We start from the raw sequence: 20,748 nt of genomic DNA, 5'->3' as shown, positions 1-20,748 counted from the left end.
TTCTATGCGCCCTAATAATAGATATCGATCAACACGGATCTGCAAACCCTCGTCTGCATCCGTTTCTCACCGAGCTTAGTTCCCGTTTCGTGCCGCCGCGCTTTCTACAGCTGGTTATCCTGCATGCCCGTGTAAGCAGCCCCATTGCCTGCTCCGGCTTGTTCAGCCGCACTCTTGCCGTCAGCGCACCACAGGAAGCCGCGCCGCATAAGCTCCTTCACGACTGGAATATCCATAATGTTCGCTTGGTGTCCGAGCGAGTTGTAATAGACGCGCCCCAGTCCCCAGCGTTTGGTCCAAATGACCGGCATGTCAACCGCTTTGTTGTATGCGTGCGGACCCGGAGTAACCGGGAATCTCGTTGTCGCCAGCACCTCAACCGCCGGATCGACATGCAGGTAATATTGCTCCGAGCTCACCTCGAAGTCTTCAATACCATCTACTAGCGGGCTGGTGGAATTGCTGATGTTAACCGTGTAGTTCACGCCGTCGTTGCCGGGGTGGGCTACCCATTGACCGCCCGTCATAAACTGCCAGTCGACATTTTCCCGAAATGCGTCGCACATGCCGCCATGGCTGCCCGCCAGTCCGACGCCGCTCTGCACGGCCGCCGATACGTTGTCGACGAGCTTCTGGTCGATCCGCCCCATCGTCCACAAAGGAATGATGAGATCCAGCGCCTTCAGCTTCTCGGCGTCCGCGAACGCCTCCAGCGTGTCCGACACCTCCACCTCGAAGCCTTCCGCCTCCAACTGTCCCCGAAAGATCGCCGCGACCTCCTCCGGTTGATGTCCCAGCCATCCGCCCCATACGATTAATGCTTTTCTCATTCGTCCTCCGCCTCTCCGTTATGTTAGGGCGTGTCTGAAAACCCGCTCAGGGGCATCTTTCACCGCCTCTCCGCCCCCTGCTTCGTCACTTTTGCTTGACGTCCCCTTAGGTAACGCCTTCACAAAAGTTCCTTGCATGGAACGAAAATTCGGCAAAATCTGCTACCCTCGGAGTATTCAGACACACCCTAGTCGTCTATCTACAACTCGCTGATCGATACCCATCTGCGCTCCGCGATCGAGCGATCCACCGCTTCCAGCACCTCTTGGCACTTCACCCCGTCCACGAAATTCGGCACCGGCTGGCGGTCTTCGCCAATGGCGGTCATCAGCTCCAGCACTTCATGCGTGAACGTATGCTCATAGCCGATCGTATGACCCGCCGGCCACCAGGCATCCATATACGCATGCGCGCCATCCGTAGCCAGAACGCGTCTAAAGCCCTGCACATCCTCCGCGTCGTCCGTAAAGTACACTTGCAGCTCGTTCATACGTTCGAAGTCGAATTTGATGCTGCCCTTGCTGCCATTAATTTCAAAAGCGTTCGTACACCGATGCCCCGCTGCGAACCGCGTCGCCTCGATGCTGCCCATCGCCCCGTTCTCGAACCGCGCCAGAAACACCGTCGCGTCGTCAACAGTCACGTCGCCAAGCTCCTCGCCGGCTCCGCCCTTCGCGCTTAAGCCCGTCATCGCCGACGCGATCGGCCGCTGCTTGACAAACGTATCGTTCATGCCGATCACTTCATCAAACTCCCCTACGAGGAATCGCGCCATATCGATGACATGAGCGCCAAGATCGCCATGCGATCCCGAGCCCGCGATTTCCTTCTGCAGCCGCCAAACGAGCGGGAAAGAAGGATCGATGATCCAGTCCTGCAGGAACACGCCGCGGAAGTGGTAGATTTTGCCCAGACGTCCTTCGCTGATCAGCTTCTTGGCCAGTTGAACCGCTGGAGCGAAACGGTAGTTGAAACCAACCATGTGCTTCACGCCGGCCTTCTCCGCGGCAGCCAGCATTTCTCGCGAATCTTCAAGCGTCAGAGCCAGCGGCTTCTCGCAAAAAATATGTTTGCCCGCCTCGGCGGCCGCAAGCGCGATGTCTTTGTGCGCGTCGCTTGGCGCGTTAATGTCGATCAGGTCGATATCGTCGCGGCGCACCAGCTCCTTCCAATCCGTCACGGCATTTTCCCAGCCGAATTGCGCGCGCGCCGTCTCCAGGCCGACCGGATCGCGTCCGCATATCGCTTTCATCTCCGGCTGCACGGAGCCTGGGAAAAACATGGGAAGCGCCCGATATGCGTTGCTGTGCGCCTTGCCCATAAATTTGTAGCCGACCATGCCTACTCTCACTTTTGCCATTAGTTACAACCGCCTCTCTTTAATGGATGGAATTGTGCGGAATCCCGCTTGTGTTATGTCGTCTCTCTTGCGATGAGCTGCACCTGCAGCATGGATTCTCTTGCCGCTACGTCATCTACGTCTGCCACGGCAGCCTGCCGTCCCGAATCGAGCAACTTCTCCGCCGCCAGCTTGCCCATCTCGTAAAAGGGAACCGCTACGGTCGACAGCATTGGACGAATGATCCGCGAGCCGTCAGAGTCGTCGTAGCCGATCAGCGCATAATGCTTGGGCGCTTCCAGTCCTTGCTCCCGCAAGCCATGCATCAATCCGATGGCCATCCGGTCATTGGCCGCGAATACCGCATCGACTAATCCGTCCCTAATCGCTTCGCCGACAGCGGTCGCAACGGCAAATCCGCTCTTGCGGCTGTAATTGCCCTCAAGCAGAAGGCTGTCATCATACAAAAGCCCCCTGCCCGCCAAAGCTTCCTTATAACCTTTTAGCCGGTCAAGGCTGTTGGAATACTGAGCCGGTCCGTTCAGGAAGGCTATACGGCTCCTCCCTTGCTGGAGAAGATGCTCCACCGCCAGCTTGCTTCCATGAACATGATCCGCGTCGACGTACGGGAATGGATAACCCTCGAAGCGCTGGTTGACAAGAAAGAAGGGATGTCCGGCGTCCGCCAGCTCCGCCAGCGCCTCGCGCTCCTCCGCTACGTCCTGCGAACCCAGCATAATACAGGCGTCCACCTTTTGCTTGCGGAACAAGGCGGCATAATCGCGCGGCTCGCCCGGCTCCTGAAACATCAGCAGCAAGTCGTAGCCGAAGCGTTTGGCCCCTTCGCCGATTCCGCTTAAAATTTCCGAGAAGTAATAAGTCGAGAACAGATGCACCTTCGGTACCGACGGCAGAATAACCCCGATATTGCCGCTTTTTCGTCTTGCGAACTGCTGCGCCAATGCGCTAGGCACATAACCTACCTCTGCTGCCGCCCGCAGCACGCGTTGCTTGGTCTCCTCTTTGATCGGACCTACATTATTAAGAACTCTGGAGACCGTTGCCTCCGACACGCCTGCCAGCCTCGCTACTTCTTTCCTGCTAATGGAAGCAGCCTCCTCGCCTTTTATGTACACGCGTACATTATGGCATGAAACCGTTTTACCGTCAATCTTTTCATTTCATAAGAAGAAACGCCTGACGGCGTCCTCTCTACAGACGCCATCGTTTCGGCGAAACGTATAGAGAAAGTATGAGCAAACTCATATACTTTCCTATACGTCAAGGCGAAACGGCTGTCGCCGTCCTTTGGCGGTGCCGCGCGTAACATTGCCGAGAACGGTTTACGTCGATCTCCGATATTCTCCCGGTGACATCCGCATTCGGCTTCGGAACATTTTCGAGAAGTGGTGGATATCCGAGAATCCGCAATAGTCGGCTATCGTTTCTTGCGACAACGGAGTCTCGCGCAGCAGCTCGCAGGCATGGCTCACACGCATATCCAGCAAGTAGCGATGCGGCGTCATGCCGTATTGCGCCTTAAACAATTCGTTGAACCGGGATATCGACAGATTGGCCCGCTTCGCCATGTCGGCCACACTCACCGTTTCGCCAAGGCGGAAGGACAAATAAGACGTGACCCAATCCAGCGCGGTCGTAGCCGCTTTGGAGGGAGGGGCGCCAGGCGCGTACTGCTCCACGATCATCGAGACGATATCCAGCATGCCCGCCTGAGCCTTTAACTGCATAATCGGGTCGTTATGCTGCCATTGTTCGACGACCTTGAGAAATATATCTCTGAATTTGCCTTCGTGTTTCGGCACCAGCTTGACCGGAATATCGGTTGCCATCAATTCATCCAGTCTCGGTTGCAGCAGATGCGCATAAGCGGACAACTGGGTTTGCCCGGCTTTTGTAGCGAAGCTCTCTTCCCGTCTCGGGTGGTAGAAAATATCGAAATGCGCGAATGGAGTTACCGTATTCGTTAACCCCGCCAGCTTGTTGTAGCTGTTCGGCTGAATGAGGCAGAACTCCCCCCTCCCCATCCGGTAGTTTTTATCATCTACATAGAAGCGGCATTCGCCTTTCTGCACGTAAATAAGCAAATAGTCCAGCAGTCTCCGCTCCGGCATGACCCACGGCTTTCGAACTGCATAGTCGCACTGGCGGACAAACGGGACGATCGGCATTTCGTTCATCGTTTCGTATAATCGCTGCATCGTAAATCGCCTCCGTACATAACGTATCTGTTGTTTCCACTATACCATGACCGCTCATAATTTTCGTTGTTTTTGACAAACTTTCAATTGACTTTGACAAAGCCGTCTCGTCACTTCCGCCTTATGATAGAACTATCTTATTTCATACTTCAGAGTCAAAGGATGTGTAGAACATGACAGAACAAGCAAAAACGTATTATGACATGCAAAACGAATACCCTCTCAACAAAGAGCAGACGGACAAATATCAAGAAGACGGTCACATCTTTTTGACAAACGTCGCAACACCAGAGGAAATCGCGTATTACGAGGAACAAATTACATCCATCGTCATGGAGCTGAACTACCACGACAAACCCGTCTCCGAGCGGGACACATACGGCAAAGCTTTCATCCAGGTCGGAAATCTATGGCAGAAGAGCGAAGAGGTTAAGCGGTTTGTCCTAGCGAAGCGTTTCGCGAAAATCGCCGCCGATCTGATGGGCGTGGAAGGCGTGCGCATTTATCACGATCAAGCGTTGTTCAAGGAGCCGGGCGGCGGGCATACCCCGTGGCATCAGGATCAAATCTATTGGCCGCTCGACACAGACAAAACGATTACGATGTGGATGCCCTTAGTCCCGATCCCGCAAGAGGTGGGCACGATGTCATTTGCATCCGGGACGCATAAGCTGGGTTACGTCAACAAGCAGTTCATTTCCGACGAATCGCATAAGACGCTCGGACAATTCATTGAAGGCAAAGGCATACCGCAGGTGAATTACGGAGCCATGTCGCCTGGCGACGCTACCTTCCACTCCGGCTGGACGATGCATTCCGCCCCGGGCAACCCGACGGAGCATATGCGCAAGGTTATGACCGTCATCTATATCGCGGACGGGCTGACGGTAGCGGAACCCGACAGCAAGGCGCGCGAATCGGACATGAAAAGCTGGTTCCCGGGCTGCAAGCCAGGCGATCCGGCAGCAAGCCCGCTGAACCCGCTCGTCTACAGCCGGAAGTAATCGCTTTGCCTGCTGTCAGTCCGGGCACACAAAACCCAGCCAACACAAAAGCTGCCTTGGCGCCATCGCAAACGGATGGCGTCAAAGCAGCTTTTCCCCGTCTCCTTGCGGACAGGCTTACTTCATAATCGTCGTGATCCAATCACGAATTTGTTTGATGCCGTTACCGGGATCAAACGCCTTCATCGTTTCCTTGTAACGCTCCCTGTTCCCGTACAGGTCCATCGTCCGCTCCAGCAGCGAATCCGGCGTCAGCTGCTCTTCCGGTAGCACTTCGGCATAACCCAGCTTGCGGAACGATTCGGCGTTCAGTATCTGGTCGCCGCGGCTTTGACCCTTAGTCAGCGGAATAAGGAGCATGGGCTTGCGGAGAGCCAAAAATTCGAATATAGAGTTCGAGCCCGCACGCGAAATGACCATGTCCGCGGATGCCAGCAGATGCGGCAGCTCGTCGTTTACATATTCGAATTGCCTGTAGTTGTTCGATTCCAGCTTGGTCTCTACGCCGCCTTTGCCGCATAGGTGGACAATCTGGAATCGGCTCGTCAGCGGCGACAGCTGCTTGCGTATGGCTTCGTTAATGCGCCGCGCCCCGAGACTGCCGCCCATAATGAGCAGCACCGGCTTATCCCGGCGGAAGCCGCACAGCTCGCGTCCCCGTTCCGCTTTCCCCTGCAGCAGCTCATCGCGAATGACGGGGCCTATGTACCGGCTTTTGCCCGGCGTGGTCGACTTCGTCGTCTCCGGGAACGTCGTGCAGATGCCCGAAGCGAACGGCAGCGCGATTCGATTCGCCAGACCCGGCGTCATGTCGGATTCATGGATAAGCACGGGCACCCGGTTCAGCCAAGCTCCGATGACGACAGGCACGGACACGAAGCCGCCCTTGGAGAAGACGACGTTCGGTTTTTCCTTGCGAATGATTCGGTAGGCCTGCAGCAGTCCGCCCACCACCTTAAATGGATCCTTCACGTTATTCCAGTCCAGGTAGCGGCGCAGCTTCCCTGTCGAGATAGGCCAATACCTCACATCTGGCAGCTCCTCGATCAGTTTGCGTTCGATGCCGCTGACGGAACCGATATAATGAATCGACCAGTTCTCCTGACGAAAGTATGGAATCAGCGCGAGATTCGCGGTCACATGACCAGCCGAGCCTCCGCCCGTGAACATAATTTTTTTCATCCCCGTTAACCTCCAATCACATTCCTTTCATTATACTTTCGTCAGGGAAAAATAGCACGGGCAATCGCGTTCTCCCCTCAACTTCCCATCGTCTGCAAAAGAAAAACGGTTGAATGACGAAAAAAAGCTTGAAAGTGACGCAGCGTCATCTTTTACAATAGAATCATACCTAATTCGCGAAAGAAGGTGAGGAAGTCGATCTCTATCCATGAAATGTCCCAACAAACCGGCATTACGGTTCGTACGTTAAGATATTACGACCATATAGGCTTGCTCAAGCCCGCGGATAAGACGCAAGGAAATCACCGATTATACGGCGATTCGGAATTGATGAGACTGCAGCAAATCCAGTTCCTCAAAAAACTGGGCTTTGGCTTGCGGGAAATCGCGGACATGCTTGCCAGAGAAGAATGGAACTGGTCCGGCTCGCTAAAGCAGCAGCTCCATTACGTCATAAACGAGCAAAAAAAATTAAATCAAACGGAATCGGATCTGCGAGGGCTTCTTCATAGCCTCGCGGTTGAAGGAGCAACCAATCGAGACGTCATCCATCGGCTTATCCGGTCATCCGGCAGCGATTCGGCGATCAAACATGATTACCGCGTACGAATGTTCGAGGAACGCGAACTCCCCCTGCTGGAACGGCTGCCTAATTTGAACAGCGACGATCCCGATTCTCTGGAGTGGATCGCTTTACTGGGTCAGCTCAACAAATACGGGGATTCGGACCCCGACTCTCCCGCTATTCAGCGTATTATAGCTCGCATGCACGAGAAGTACCTGGAGGAATTCGGCGGCGAGGAGGCTTTTGCGGAGAAGCTGTGGGACATTCGGAAGTCCTCGGAACAATCGGAGCAGATGGGGCTGTATCCCATCCACGATCGGCTTATCTCGTTAATCGAAAACGCGTACGCCATCTTTTTATCTCGCAACAATTAGGGATCGGAGGTAGTTCGTTGACCACAGAATTAATTATATCCGTTGGCGCCCTGTCCCTATTGGACATGCTTAGCCCCGCCATCATCGGAGTAACCATCTATTTGCTGCTCTCTCCCGGAGGGAAGGTGTTCACTCGTCTACTCGCCTATATTGCAACCGTCGCGGTTCTGTATTTTGCCGTCGGAGCTTTATTGATGATGGGACTCGGCACCGTCATGGAATCGGCAGCGGATCTTTTCCAAAGCCGGGCTGTCGGCATAGCTCTGACGATTATCGGCGCGGCCCTGTTTATCGGAAGCTTCTTTATCAACACCAAAAAAAAATATTCGCCCCCTAGACCTAAATCCAAAAACGTCGCTTCCATGGTTGCGCTCGGAGTAACTACTTTTGCGATAGAGGTCGCGACAGCTCTCCCCTATTTTGCCGCGATCGGGCTTATGGGCACAGCCGAGCTGACGCCCGTGGAGTGGGTTCCGCTGTTAGCCTCGTACAATGTGATCATGGTTTTGCCCGCGATCATATTATATTTGCTTCATCTAATTCTGGGACGTCTAATGCGCCATCCGCTTGAGAAACTTGGCACAAAGCTTGCTAACAGCGCCGGATCGACGTTGTCCTGGGTAATGAGCATCGCGGGGATCATCCTGGTTCTTAATAACATAGACAAATTTTAAACTCTTGGAATAAAAGAACAGCTCCCGATGCCAAGCATCGGGAGCTGTAATCCATTATTGAGCTTGCTGGGCCATCAACCCCGCAACGATAGCATCCGTCGGCGATGTCAGAAGCGCATGGAGAATAAAGGCTTCTTCCTGACGCTTAAGGGTTGCCTTGGACAAGAAGTCGAAGGCTCCGTCCGCATTCTGCTTTACTTCAGGACCGATGAGGCCTAACCCGACGAGCATCTTAACGGCAGGCTCAGCCCATTCGTCCGTATCCCCGGACAGCTTTACGGATTCGAACAGCTCCGCCGGATATTGCAGAACGAGCGCGCGCCAGATCATAACGGCCGCTTCCTGTCTGGTAATTGGTCGATCCGGTCTAAATTCTTCCGTGTTCGCTCCTTTGACAAGTCCCATCTCATAGGCTTGTTGGATAAACGGAGCGGAAGGATGGCCGGCGAGATCCTTAAAGGCGGGCTCGTCGGAAGTACTGCCGCTTAGTCCGCTGATCTCCATCAGAGCCTGCACGAACCCGCCGCGCGTTGCTGCTTCTTCGGGTCCGAATGCTGCCTTCGCGTCATTGGCGAGGTAGCCAAGCGACTGAAGCGCATGGATGGCCTCCGCATACGGATGATCGGCCGGGACATCGGCGAAGCCGGCAGGTTCTACGCCCTTGCGCGCATAGCCGAGCGGATTCAGATAAGGTTCCTTCATATAGGTAGCGATGCCGTCGTCGTTTAGTCGGAATGCCGTAAACTTGCCCGTCAGACCGTCGACAAACAAATTGTCGTCCACTTGCTTCAAGCTGCGAGGTCCCAGGAAGGAATCCGAGATGACCAGGCTGCCGTCTCCTTCCGCACCGAGCGTCGATACGATAACGCGAAGCCGCAGATCGGAATAAACGCCGCTAAATGCTTCCAGCTCCTCCGTCGTGTAGGGCTCGAACGCTGGATCCAGCTCAGCCGGCTTGGCGATATCCGGGAAAAACTCTGTAATAAAGGCCGAGTAGAACAGATCACGCAACGGTCCGAGTTTGTTGTATGTCAGGAATACGCCTGTCTCTTCCTCCGGAATCATAAACATCAGGGAACTGGTGCCAATGAGATCGCCCGCCTTGGTAATGACGCTTGAGCTGCTGCCCGCTCCAGGCAGCTGGATCGGCGCCTCAAAGCCATAAGTTGTATCCGGCAGCAGCGGATGCGCGTAAGAGCGGTACTCCTGCATGTCGGCTACCGTCGCACCCTTCAAAATACGTCCGGAACCGGCCGCTCCTTCGTTTAAGAACGACACCATATATTTGCCGACATCCTGAGCCGTGGACAACATGCCGCCCTGCGGCATTACCGTCGGATCGATGGCATAATGATCAAGCACCGAGCCGTCGACCCCATACTCCGTTACCATTCGCTCCTTCAGCTCATCTTTGGGCAAAAAGGTGCTGTTCGTCATGCCAAGCGGCTCGAACAGATTTTCCTCCATATAGGTCTCGAACGGCACGCCGCTGACGTTCTGTACCACTAGTCCTTGCAGCAGCGATGCGAAGTTGTCGTACATATAGGAGCTTCCGGGCTCCCTGACGACGGGAGGCATATGCTTGAGCGCGTAATCGTCCAGCTTCACGACACGATCGTAATCGGTATGTATATCCTCCGGAAGCGGATCCTGAATTTCGAAACCGGTTGTATGCGTCAGCAATTGTTCGATCGTCACCGGGGCATCGTATGGATTATCAAACTTCAGTCCTTTGATGTACTTCGAGAAATCATCCTTTAAGCTCACTTTGCCTTGCTCCACCAGTTGCATGAGCGCCGTTGCCGTAAAGGACTTGGATACCGACGCTATTCGGAACAGGCTGCTTGCCGGATCGACCGGCTCTTCCGACTCCAGATCCGCAAACCCGTAACCGCTCTCCGCGATCGTCTTGCCGTCCTTGACGATGACGACGGATGCTCCTACATATAGCGGCTTTGCTTGCTCGGAGGCAAAAAACGAATCCAAAAATGCTTTAGCCGTCTCTGCATTCAAGTCCTTTGCAAGGGCAGCCGTCGTATCCGTCGTCGGAGCTGCGTAAGCAGCAGGCACAACCAGGCTAAAAGCCACGACAGAAGCGGTCATTGTTTTAGTCAACCATCTCAACTGAACTTTCACTCCGTTTCTCGTAGTAAGATAACCAACTCTACTTATTACGGGATTCATAGAATGGCAGTTTCATATATTTGGAATGTGGCTGATAGAAGGCTGACGTTTCCCTCGTCAAGGTGAAACGGCCGAGGGTCGCGGATGTCCGCCACGAAATTTTAAACAAAAAAAGCCGACAGGGCGCATTACGCTCCATCGGCTCTCTTCGATTTATTTAGTGGACAAGGCGTCCACGACATCTTTAATTAGCATGTATACGTCGCCGTTCGTCAGCTTATTGCGGTCCTTGATCAGGGACAGCGTGTCCGCTTGAACGAGGCCTCCCGCCATAAGCACGTCCAGCGCCTTGGCCGGCACGGCTTCGCCTTCCACGGCCGTCAAGAGGGAATATGCGGCTTGCTCCAGCGTCAATGGCATCGTGCTCACTTGGTCCGTCGGAATGTCCTTGATGGACGGTTCCGCCGAATGCGCGAACGCTTCGGGATGCGTCTTGGACGCACCGGTCAGATTAAAGAAGAGACGTTTCGGATTGGACTCGATATCCAGTCCGAAGTCGACACCGTACCCGGCTTGAGAGATGCCCATGCTTACAGCCAGCTTCATGCCTTCGTAAGCGGGGTGGCTGATGAAGGGATATGGCTCGAGCTTAGGCGGAGTCAAATCCATGCCCTGCTCCGTTAGCCGCTCCTTCAGGGTCGCGATCAGCGACTCGCTCGCCGACAACTCGCGGAACGTGATTCCTTCCTCCTGTGCAAGCTTTGCAGCTGCTCCTGCAGCCTGGGCTGTTGCCATGCCGAGCGGCACGACGCGAGCGCTGCCATGAGGCAAAGAGTCAAAGCTGGCCGAACGTCCGACGACGAGCAAGCCGTCTATCTTTTGCGGCACGAGCGTACGGAACGGTACGCCGTAGAACTTCGGTCTCATAACGACAGCGCCTCTGTCCGTAGGCGCGGACGAAGTGCTCTGAATATCGACCGGGTAGGAGCCGAATGCGATATCGTCCGGATGAGTCTGCTGCTCCAGCAAATCCGTCATCGTCAGACGATATTCGCCGATCAAGTGGCGAGTCTCTCGCACGTACAGCTCCGGCGCAAGCGCCCCAAGCTCGATCGGCTCAAGTTCCGGGTACAGCGACTTCAAATAATCGAGCATAAGCGGAATTTCCTTACGCGCGATTTCGTAGGCCTCTTCGATGGATGCGGGATTAAACGGGTCGACCTCGAAAATCTGAACGGCATTGATAAACGCGGTATCATTGACCGAACGGCCGATGTTAAGTCCCCGGGAACGAATGCGTTCCGGATTCGTGGAAGGATATTCCCACATTTCCTTGAAGCCCCATACGCTTTCGTTATTTGCTCCCGTATCCGGATCGTCGTCATTGTTCTGACGTTTACTGATGGCATCCCACACTTCCGGGGTCACGTTAACCAGCTCGTACACCGGCGTAACGGCCATCAACAGCTTGTCGTCGCCGATATCCTCGCGGCCGAACGTAAACGGCGCTCCCGCAGCAGCCGCGAAATCGCCGTCCTGCGTCGCGTCGATGACAGCCCCTGCGGTTATATCCAATACGGTGCCATCAGCGGCCGTCAGCTTCGCTCCCGTTACGGTCGTTGCGCCGTCATCAGTCGAAATAATGGGTTCTATGCTCTTCATGCCCAAGCGAACCTCGATGTTATCTTCTGCTTCTACCAATTCATGGAAGGCATTGGTCGCCGTAATGATAGCAAAGGAATCGCCTTCGACTCGGTCGAACCATTCCTTAAATATGCCTTTGTTATAATAATCGACACCATCCGGCGCCCGGTTCATGTCCAGACTGTTAAGCCAGCCTAAAGTAAACAGTCCGCCCAATATTTCACGGTTTTTTCCGTCAACCAGCAGCGTCTTCAGGCCATTCCGCGCCGCGGATACGGCTGCGGCCACGCCCTCCGGATCGGTGCCGACGACGACTACGTCGTACTGCTCCTTCAGCTCCTTTACCGGAACCTGTGGAATATCCTTAACTTCCGTCACGGGCGCGGGGCCCTTGTCGTCCTGTAATTTTATTACGTAAAACAACCCTGCGATAATGATCAGCAATAGTCCCAATGTCAGCAAAATAATAGACTTGCGATTCTTCATGCCTGCTCTTGTACCCTCCCATTCTCTTTGTATCCCAACTATTATAGACTAACTGTCTATCTGGACACAATAAAAGAGCGATAGTTTCATAGAGTTGCCACGTTTGAATAATCCATCCACATCCTGCGAATAACTAATCGGGTTGGCGTGAGACAGAATCGCGAAGCGCCACACTATCCTAATCTCAGACGGAGGTAATCTCATGTATCAGAACCAATCCTTGTACCAGAATCAATCCATTACCGGCCAGATCAACCAATGCGAACAACTGATCAGCCAACTCATCACCCAAACGCAGCAAGCCTCTCAGATGTACCAGCAATTGCTGCAGCAAGAGCAGCAAAACGCAAGAACGCTGGAGGAAATCGCTCAGAAGGAGCAGCGTGCCGCTCAAACGATCCAAACGGCACTGCAAGGTCATCAAACGGCCATCCAGCAAATGCAGCAAATGTCCCAAAACCTGCGTCAAATCGAGCAAGCTTCCCTTTCCCACGTTTCCCCTGCATTCGCCAATCAGCAAACCAGCCATTCCTACGGTTTTCAAAATCAAGCCGGGATGAACCAAGGCTTCAAAAACTTCCAATAATTGAGCTTCTTGCAAGCGTGCGCCTCATTGGCGCATGCTCTTTTTTACTTCTTTTCTCACCATTCGGTTACGTTTCACTGGCTTTGTCAGCACAGTGGTTGCAAAACTTACACTTTTTTGGAGCCATAAGCGTTACTAACGCCTATGGACATTAATCAGAGTTACTTTCCGGTCCATCGGCGTTTTTAACGCCTACAGCTGCTCGTTCACCTACTTTTTGGTGCCATAAGCGTCACTAACGCCTATGGCTGATAATCAGAGTTACTTTATGGTCCATCGGCGTTTTTAACGCTTACAGCTATTTCCTATACAATAAAAAAATCCCCCCGGCAGCTCGGCCGGGAGGATGAGATAAGTTTAAGGCGCCGTCTCCAGAAACTTGGAGGTCGGATTTTTGTCCATGGCGGTGCGCATCGCATATTCGTTTTCGAACAAGGCAACGTAATTGCCTTTTTTGTCCTTCACGAGCGTGGAGTTGATTCGGAACTTGGAAGGATCGATCTTCTCGTCCACGATCCAGCGGGCAAATTGGAACGTCATCCGGTGCAGTTGGATGTCTACGCCGTATTCCGCCTTCATCCGATGCTCGAACACCTCGAATTGCAGGTGGCCGACGACGCCGAGAATCGTCTCGTCGAAATTGCCGGTGGAATAAAACACCTGGATCGTGCCTTCTTCCGTCAGCTGGTCCAGCCCCTTCTGGTATTGTTTATGCTTAAGGGCATTTTTAACCGTTACCTTGGAGAAAATTTCGGGAGAGAACGTTGGCAGCTCGTCGAATTCCACCTCCATGCCTTGCGACAAGGAATCGCCTATACGGAAGATGCCGGGATCGAACAGACCGATAATGTCGCCCGGGTAAGCCGTCTCGACGATATCGCGGTCCTGCGCCAGAAATTGCTGCGGCTGCGACAGCTTGATCTCCTTCTTGTTGCGTACATGCTTTACGGCCATCCCCCGCTCAAACCGTCCCGAGCAAATACGCAGGAACGCGATACGATCGCGGTGAGCCGGGTTCATGTTAGCCTGAATCTTGAACACGTAGCCGCTGAACTTCTCGTTCGTCGGCTCGATTGGGCCCGACATGCTGTTCCGCGAAGTCGGCTTCGGCGCGAGCTGCAGGAAGTTCTCCAGAAATGTCTGTACGCCGAAGTTGTTGACGGCGCTGCCGAAGAAGATCGGCGTCAGCTCGCCTGCGCGTACCTTGTCGTAGTCGAATGGATCACCTGCTACGTCAAGCAGCTCCAGATCGGAAATCAGCTGATCCGTCAAATAGTCGCCGGCCATCTCGCGAATAATGGGATCGTTGTAGTCGCCGACTTTGCGTACTTCTATCGTGGAGTGATCGTTACCTTGGAACAGCTCCACCTGGTTCTTCATCCGATCGTAGACCCCGCATAGTTCACGACCCATGCCGATTGGCCAATTCATCGGCACGGAACGGATGCCAAGCACCTGCTCCAGCTCTTCCATAAGATCGAACGGGCTTTTGCCCTCGCGATCCAACTTGTTGATGAAGGTAAAGATCGGAATTCCGCGCTTGCGGCAAACCTGGAACAGCTTTACCGTCTGCACCTCGACGCCCTTCGCAACGTCGATCAACATGACCGCGCAGTCCGCCGCCGTCAACGTGCGGTATGTGTCCTCGGAGAAGTCTTGGTGACCGGGCGTATCCAGAATGTTTACGCGATGTCCCAAATAATCGAACTGCATGACGGACGAGGTAACGGAGATGCCGCGCTGCTTCTCGATCTCCATCCAGTCGGATGTCGCATGACGGCTGGCTTTCCGGGCTTTGACAGAGCCGGCCAGTCGAATGGCGCCCCCGAATAGAAGCAGCTTTTCGGTCAAGGTCGTCTTGCCGGCGTCCGGATGGGATATGATCGCGAACGTACGCCGTTTGTCGACTTCCTGCTTAATTTCGTTAGATAATGATGGATTCATCACTTTTGTGCAGGATACTCCCGTCTTCTATAAGCGGGAGAAGAATGCGCGTTTGCGTTAGCAAAAACTTGTCCTGCACTCCCTCCATTCGTGATATATTTTGTATAGGAGAAAACCGTTATACGCTTCGAGCGTACAAAGGCACTCCTTTGCTCTTTGACAACTGTATCTAAAGGGTTATGGCGGGTATGGCTCCGTCATGTAAAAGATACAAGCGACAAATACCGTTTATGCGGTACTATTCGGGCATCTCCCGTATAGTAGGGCTGCCCGTCAATCTGCCCATCATGCGACGCCACTCTAAGATAGGAGGCTTAATCGCCGTTCTCACTATCGGGCAGTTGCAAGCCCCCGCCTCTAAGGCGGCGGGTAATTGACGCTTGCCTTCCCTTCACGGTCGTATTGCCGTTGTCGTCTACATGCCATTAGTCATTCCGTGCGCCGGAATGACTAATGGTTTTATTTTTCCTTGTTAGTGATCCAGATGACGTTATCCTCATCCTGGCCGTTGACCGGCCACCAGTGATGGCCCTGCTCCGCGAGCAGCTCGTTCGCCTTTGCTGGACCCCACGATCCTGCCGGATACGGCTCAAGATCGGATGAATCCTCGCGCCAGCCTTTCGCGATCCGGTCCACGAATTCCCATGCATGGGATACTTCGTCCCAACGCGTGAAGTAAGTGGAATCGCCTCGAGCCGCGTCATGAATGAGCCTCTCGTAGGCTTCCGGCGTATTGATGCCGATCATGCAGCTTTGGCAAAATTCCATCGATACCGGCTGGACGTCGTTGTCCGCGCCCGGTTTCTTGGCGTTGATCTTAATATAGATGCCTTCCATCGGATTAACCCGGATGACAAGCAGATTCGGCGACAGCTCGTGTTTTTGCGCGAACAGGACGTTTTGCGGCATCGCTTTAAATTCCACGACGACCTCCGTCGTCTTAACCGGCAGACGTTTGCCCGTACGGATATAGAACGGCACACCCGCCCAGCGGAAGTTATCGACAAACACCTTTGCGGCAAAATAAGTTTCCGTCGCGGACTCTTCGCCGACAGAATCCTCCTGGCGGTAGCCCGATAATTCCTTGTTGCCTAACTTGCCGGCGGTATATTGACCGCGCACGACATGGCTGCGTACTTCCTCGTTCGACTTGTAGCCGCGAAGAGAACGAAGCACCTTTACCTTTTCGTCGCGGATATCCTCGCCGTGAAGTCGGCTTGGCGGCTCCATGGCGATCATCGTCAGCATCTGAAGCATGTGGTTCTGCCCCATGTCCCGCAGCGCCCCGGACTTGTCGTAATAGCCGCCGCGTTCCTCGACGCCCACTGTCTCCGACAACGTAATTTGCACATTTGCGATATGGTTATTGTTCCACAACGGCTCAAAAAATGCGTTCGCGAAACGGATGACCTGGATGTTCTGAACCATCTCTTTGCCCAGGTAATGGTCGATCCGGAAAATCTCTTCTTCCTTAAACACTTGGCCCAATTGTTCGTTAAGCTTCTGCGCCGAGGGCAGATCATAGCCAAATGGTTTCTCAATAACGAGCCGATGCCATCCCTTGGACTCCAACAGACCTCCGTCGCGGAGATTTAGGGATACAGGGCCAAACAGTGACGGCGCAAGCGCCAGATAAAACAGACGGTTGCCCGGGATGTCGAACTTCTCGTCCAGCTCTGCGGATAACAAGGATAGCTCGCGAAACCCGTCGACGTTGTTAATATCCAGCGACATATAGACGAAGTGCTCCGCGAACCGCGTCCAGAGCTCGGTATCGTCCGCCTTGTAGCGGCAGAACTCGTTGATGGATTCGTACAGATCCGAACGGAACTGCTCGTTGCTGCGCGCCCGGCGAGCGAGACCGACGACAGCGAATTTCTCGGACAGCTTGCCTTCTTTATATAAACTGAACAATGCCGGGAACAGCTTGCGTCTTGCGAGATCTCCGGTCGCCCCGAACAGGTAATAAACCGCGCCTTCCGGGGAATTCGATTCTATTATGGGATTGGGAGTCATACGCCTCATTCTTTCTACCTGAATTTTTATGGGAATTGCATGATATGTAGTTTAGCATATTCAACCTTAAATCGCCATTGAACGGGTTATAAAAAATGCAAATAAACCATCTGTTAATCTGCTCGTTCTTCGGCCGTTCGAACAGAAGAGAAATCACCCGAAATTAGCGGTACTCCTATCGTCAGCTCGTTCCGCGCTGTTTCCGTGCTGCGATGCTCCGCGACCTGCAAATTGGCATGCCGGTTATTTCCGAGTGCCTTCGACGACAAAAGAGCGTCGCTTAACATCGTGACGCTGCGCGTGCCTCCATCCTCATATTGCTCCAGGATGCGGCCTCTGGCTATTCGCTCCAGTGTTTTGGCTCCTTCTTGTTTGTCCGAATACCCATGCGTCTTCATCGTTAGTGTCCACTCGTCGCTCATCTTCGCGAGGAGGGAGCCCAGTTGCTTAAGCGCAGCCTGCAGACCTTGCTCCGTCGAGTCTTCGACGCCCGATTCCAAAAGCAAGATCACCGTCATGCCATTGTCAGACTGTCCTGTCTGATGCAGCGACAGTCGAGCGGCGTCCGTACTTTCACCAAGAAGCGCGAAGTAATGTCCGGACACGCTGTTTCCCCCATTCGTCACGATTCGTTCCGTCTTTATGACTCCATCTACGTCGGAGAATACGCTATCGGACAACTGCGCCAATGACATCCCTTCGCTCAATAACGCATCGAACCGAAGCGTCCATTCTGCCGTCTTCGCTCCACCGGCTAACACCGAATCGCTCCAGCTCCATAGCTGCGCAAGATCATGGGCGTACCGCGCAGGGGCGGCAGCCTGATCCTTCGATTCCGATTTTTGCAGCACCAAAGCCGCAATCAGCAAGAGAACGAGCATCGCGCTTGCAAATGCCACGCCGTATTTGTTGCGGGGTCTGCGGGATCTCCCATGTCTTGCTGCTTCTGCTACATCCCGATTCAACAACGAATTCCGGGGTACATACATGGTATAACCTCCGTTCTTGTATAGGTAAACGTACATTTCGGCTTCCGAATGAATACACTGTCGCAACAACACCAATGGAGGGAATGGTTACGGAGCCATGGAACGAATCTATCCGCTTACTGTCGATCACTTGCAGCATATTATCGGGATGCCGGTCTGCGCAGTGGCAAAAAACGGATTGAGGTATGTTGGAATCGCGGAGAGTTGCGCTAACGGACGTCTTGTTCTCGTATCTCCTTGTCAAGGGGACTGTCAAGGCTTGCATTTCTCGCAGCCATATGGAAACCAATCAACCTATGAACGGGAGCAGGGAAGCTCGAACGAACAATCCACGTCAAACAGGCGAACAACAACCGGCAAAAAGAGTAAAGGTGTTCGCGGCAAGAAACAGCGGCAAGGGGATAAAGCAACGTCTGCTTCCATAGAAGCACACTCTACTAATTACGCGCAATCAGGACAGAATCCTGCCCATGTATTGTCCCGAAGCGGATCACCGGGCGTTGCCGTTTTAAATCTAGACGACATTGGACTGTTATTTCTTATCATCTAATCGACAGCGAGAGTCTTTCGTCGACAAATTCGTTCCTTATAACGAACATTTCGTGACGTTTCGACTCTCTCGTTCGAGTCCTTTCGTGTTCGTTATATAGTATGCTGATTATATTATTTTTTTCTCATTCTCGTCGTGAATGTCCTTATGCAGGACTTGGAAAGGGGGAGTACTTGATGGCTGAATATATCCGCTCCATAAGAGGGATTGAACGTTCGAATGCTTATGCGCCGATTAGCGCAGTTAACCCTTATGCCGCTTATCGCAACCGGGAGCTGATCGAACCTTCGCGCGCCGAGCCCGTCAACGGACTGGCCGATTGGGAAGCGTCGTCTGCTAAGGGAGCCGCGGCCTGGCTTCGAACAGCAAAAGCCGCCGAAGGAAAGCTGAACAGCCTAATGATCGAGCTGGGCCGCCAAGAAGGCTGGCGAAATGGAGAAGTAACGAAGGACAAGCTCCGTGAGCTGGATGATCTGTTGAACGGGCTTGCTTCTGTTTACAAGCGCAATGAGGAATATTTGATGCCCGAAGTGTGGGAGGTCATCGAACTTGCTCTGCGGCATCCGGCAACTTCGCAGTTCGGACTGGCGAGAGGCGAATTATCGCTGGAGGGCATCGAGGAGCGCCAAAAAGAAACTTTTGGCGCGCATTCGCCGGCTCTCCTCTCTGCTCTTGAAGACCCGGACAAGGCGAGGCGCCTGCTGCTTGGAGCGGATGGATTGTTGACGGGATTGAAGACGGCGGTCACATACGCCGAGAAGCAGCAGCCCGCGGACTGGCTTAAGCTTCCCTTTACAGCCGCATACCCTTACGCCATGTATTATGGCGCCGCCCAACTGTACTGGCCGCTTCCAAGCAGGGGGTCCATCGTCAATAAATACATTTGAGGCGAGAGAACCTCTATCGGAGTATCGGGGATGGTTTGCGCTAAAGGAACTGTGAGACACTATTCACCGGAAAATCTCTATTTCCGCGCAGCAACGGAACTGAGACACCTTATTGCCGGCATTTCACGAGAAAAAGGCTTCATAACGGTCGATTATCGACGTTCAGTTCCGTGACCTCTCAAAGAGGTCACGAATCATCGGAACAAGATCTCTGAGTTCCGTTGCGGTACAAGGAGTAACGTCATCTTCGTTGTCGACGATATCGACAAACTCGCTCGATTTGGGCTGGCGACGCAGCAAGTTTCATTGGAAACGAACTTCTTCAAGAAAATGGACCTTAGTCTCCACTTAGAAGTGGAATTCGAGGTCCTTTCGTTTGTAAATCGGGTGTTCACTTGTCATACGGACACCTTTAGGACAACCCCTGTATGTTTAGATGGTATTAACACGTGAAAGATTGCATGCTGTCGCGTCAGCCTGCTATGCGTTATGGCAGTCAGTAATTGTTATACGGAAACATTCTGATGACACGCCTCACGTCGGCAGCAGCATCACTTGCGCCCATTCTCCCGCCTCCAGCCCCTGCGGGCCAGCGGGAATGATGACGAGTCCCTCAGCATCAGCAATTGAGGCCATCATGCTGGACTTGGAGAACGCAAGTGGGTCGGCGTATATAATACCGTCATCTCCATACCGGAGGCGAGAGCGAACGAAGCGGATATGCGGGCTGCCTTTGGATACGGAAAGCGCCAGCTTCGCGGTTATCTTGCGCGGCAGCGGCGAAGTGCAGCCCTGCATGGCTAACAGAGCCGGGTGCGCGAACAATTCGAAGCCGACGAAGCAAGCTCCAGGGTTACCGGATAGGCATAGCAACAGCTTACCTTCGTAGATCGCCGCCGAAGTCGGACTGCCCGGACGCATCGCGACTTTGTTGAACAAGAGGCCGCTCTCCCTCACTTCGTCCGCTCCGGCGCCGTAGACGTGGGTTCCTGCAGCCCCCAGCTCCCGAAGCAGGCAAGCCATCACGTCGTAGTCGCCCACGGATACGCCGCCCGTCGTTATGATGAGGTCGGCTTCCTCCGCTGCGCGATGCAGCGCTTCCTCTACCGCCGCCCGATCATCCGGCAGCGTGCCGCACAGCCAAGGCACCGCCCCGCTCTGCTCGGCCATCCACGCGACCATCGCGCTGTTGCTGTCGCGGATCCGCCCCGGCGCGGCAGGCGCCTCCACCGGCATCAGCTCGCTGCCGGTGGCAAAGATCGCCACGCGGGGGCGCCGGTACACCGGCACGTCGGCATAGCCGAACGTGCCGAGCAGAGCGGCGTGGCCCGGCC

At 53.9% G+C, this 20,748-nt stretch carries 16 protein-coding genes; 5 read left to right on the top strand and 11 right to left on the bottom strand.

From position 1 onward, the window contains the following. Positions 1–104: 104 nt before the first annotated feature. The 4 genes from PAT3040_RS05980 to PAT3040_RS05965 all read right to left on the bottom strand — a co-directional run bounded on the left by PAT3040_RS05980 (position 105) and on the right by PAT3040_RS05965 (position 4,389). Entirely contained in the window at positions 105–830 is a 726-nt protein-coding gene (locus PAT3040_RS05980; RefSeq protein WP_108991887.1) for a ThuA domain-containing protein, read from the bottom strand. Between the two features lie 200 nt (positions 831–1,030). Continuing rightward, positions 1,031–2,191 carry a Gfo/Idh/MocA family protein gene (locus tag PAT3040_RS05975; RefSeq protein WP_108991886.1) on the bottom strand — a complete coding sequence of 387 codons (1,161 nt, stop codon included), beginning with the start codon at positions 2,189–2,191 and terminating at the stop codon, positions 1,031–1,033. Between the two features lie 53 nt (positions 2,192–2,244). After that, the gene (locus PAT3040_RS05970; protein ID WP_108992007.1) at positions 2,245–3,276 is read right to left on the bottom strand and encodes a LacI family DNA-binding transcriptional regulator; all 1,032 of its coding nucleotides are present in this window, start codon (positions 3,274–3,276) and stop codon (positions 2,245–2,247) included. A gap of 237 nt (positions 3,277–3,513) precedes the next feature. After that, entirely contained in the window at positions 3,514–4,389 is an 876-nt protein-coding gene (locus PAT3040_RS05965) for an AraC family transcriptional regulator (RefSeq protein WP_258234858.1), read from the bottom strand. Positions 4,390–4,562: 173 nt separating this feature from the next. Here PAT3040_RS05965 and PAT3040_RS05960 point away from each other — a divergent pair, with 173 nt between their 5' ends. Next, complete coding sequence (locus PAT3040_RS05960; protein WP_087570107.1) at positions 4,563–5,393, top strand: phytanoyl-CoA dioxygenase family protein; 831 nt, start codon at positions 4,563–4,565, stop codon at positions 5,391–5,393. 117 nt (positions 5,394–5,510) lie between these two features. On the opposite strand, the gene murG is transcribed toward PAT3040_RS05960, so the two are convergent. Beyond that, positions 5,511–6,575: an undecaprenyldiphospho-muramoylpentapeptide beta-N-acetylglucosaminyltransferase gene (gene murG, locus PAT3040_RS05955; RefSeq protein ID WP_108991885.1), complete on the bottom strand. Its 1,065-nt coding sequence runs from the start codon at positions 6,573–6,575 to the stop codon at positions 5,511–5,513. Positions 6,576–6,788: 213 nt separating this feature from the next. On the opposite strand from murG, the gene PAT3040_RS05950 reads away from it, so the two are divergent. Both PAT3040_RS05950 and PAT3040_RS05945 read left to right on the top strand, forming a co-directional pair. Further along, entirely contained in the window at positions 6,789–7,514 is a 726-nt protein-coding gene (locus PAT3040_RS05950; RefSeq protein WP_108991884.1) for a MerR family transcriptional regulator, read from the top strand. Between the two features lie 17 nt (positions 7,515–7,531). Beyond that, the gene (locus tag PAT3040_RS05945; RefSeq protein WP_108991883.1) at positions 7,532–8,188 is read left to right on the top strand and encodes a GAP family protein; all 657 of its coding nucleotides are present in this window, start codon (positions 7,532–7,534) and stop codon (positions 8,186–8,188) included. A gap of 54 nt (positions 8,189–8,242) precedes the next feature. Here the strand turns inward: PAT3040_RS05945 and PAT3040_RS05940 are convergent, their stop codons facing one another. Next, positions 8,243–10,312 carry a serine hydrolase domain-containing protein gene (locus PAT3040_RS05940; RefSeq protein WP_258234857.1) on the bottom strand — a complete coding sequence of 690 codons (2,070 nt, stop codon included), beginning with the start codon at positions 10,310–10,312 and terminating at the stop codon, positions 8,243–8,245. Between the two features lie 213 nt (positions 10,313–10,525). Further along, positions 10,526–12,442, bottom strand: coding sequence for an FAD-dependent oxidoreductase (locus tag PAT3040_RS05935; protein ID WP_108991881.1), 1,917 nt, complete (start codon positions 12,440–12,442; stop codon positions 10,526–10,528). Positions 12,443–12,644: 202 nt separating this feature from the next. Here PAT3040_RS05935 and PAT3040_RS05930 point away from each other — a divergent pair, with 202 nt between their 5' ends. After that, positions 12,645–13,028, top strand: coding sequence for a hypothetical protein (locus PAT3040_RS05930; protein ID WP_108991880.1), 384 nt, complete (start codon positions 12,645–12,647; stop codon positions 13,026–13,028). Positions 13,029–13,385: 357 nt separating this feature from the next. Here the strand turns inward: PAT3040_RS05930 and PAT3040_RS05925 are convergent, their stop codons facing one another. The 3 genes from PAT3040_RS05925 to PAT3040_RS05915 form a co-directional block, all read right to left on the bottom strand. Further along, a complete protein-coding gene (locus PAT3040_RS05925) occupies positions 13,386–14,972 on the bottom strand; it encodes a peptide chain release factor 3 (RefSeq protein ID WP_108991879.1) in 1,587 nt (528 codons plus the stop codon). Positions 14,973–15,431: 459 nt separating this feature from the next. Next, positions 15,432–16,988 carry a glucose-6-phosphate dehydrogenase gene (zwf, locus tag PAT3040_RS05920; RefSeq protein WP_108991878.1) on the bottom strand — a complete coding sequence of 519 codons (1,557 nt, stop codon included), beginning with the start codon at positions 16,986–16,988 and terminating at the stop codon, positions 15,432–15,434. Positions 16,989–17,101: 113 nt separating this feature from the next. Next, entirely contained in the window at positions 17,102–17,977 is an 876-nt protein-coding gene (locus PAT3040_RS05915; protein ID WP_108991877.1) for a hypothetical protein, read from the bottom strand. 726 nt (positions 17,978–18,703) lie between these two features. Here PAT3040_RS05915 and PAT3040_RS05905 point away from each other — a divergent pair. Then, positions 18,704–19,414 carry a hypothetical protein gene (locus tag PAT3040_RS05905; protein ID WP_108991875.1) on the top strand — a complete coding sequence of 237 codons (711 nt, stop codon included), beginning with the start codon at positions 18,704–18,706 and terminating at the stop codon, positions 19,412–19,414. Between the two features lie 534 nt (positions 19,415–19,948). Here the strand turns inward: PAT3040_RS05905 and PAT3040_RS05900 are convergent. Continuing rightward, entirely contained in the window at positions 19,949–20,680 is a 732-nt protein-coding gene (locus PAT3040_RS05900) for a molybdopterin molybdotransferase MoeA (protein ID WP_258234856.1), read from the bottom strand. Positions 20,681–20,748: the final 68 nt, after the last annotated feature.

It is taken from the genome of Paenibacillus agaridevorans, from assembly GCF_003112455.1.
Lineage (GTDB): Bacteria > Bacillota > Bacilli > Paenibacillales > Paenibacillaceae > Pristimantibacillus > Pristimantibacillus agaridevorans.
This window is presented reverse-complemented; position numbering and strand designations above follow the sequence as displayed.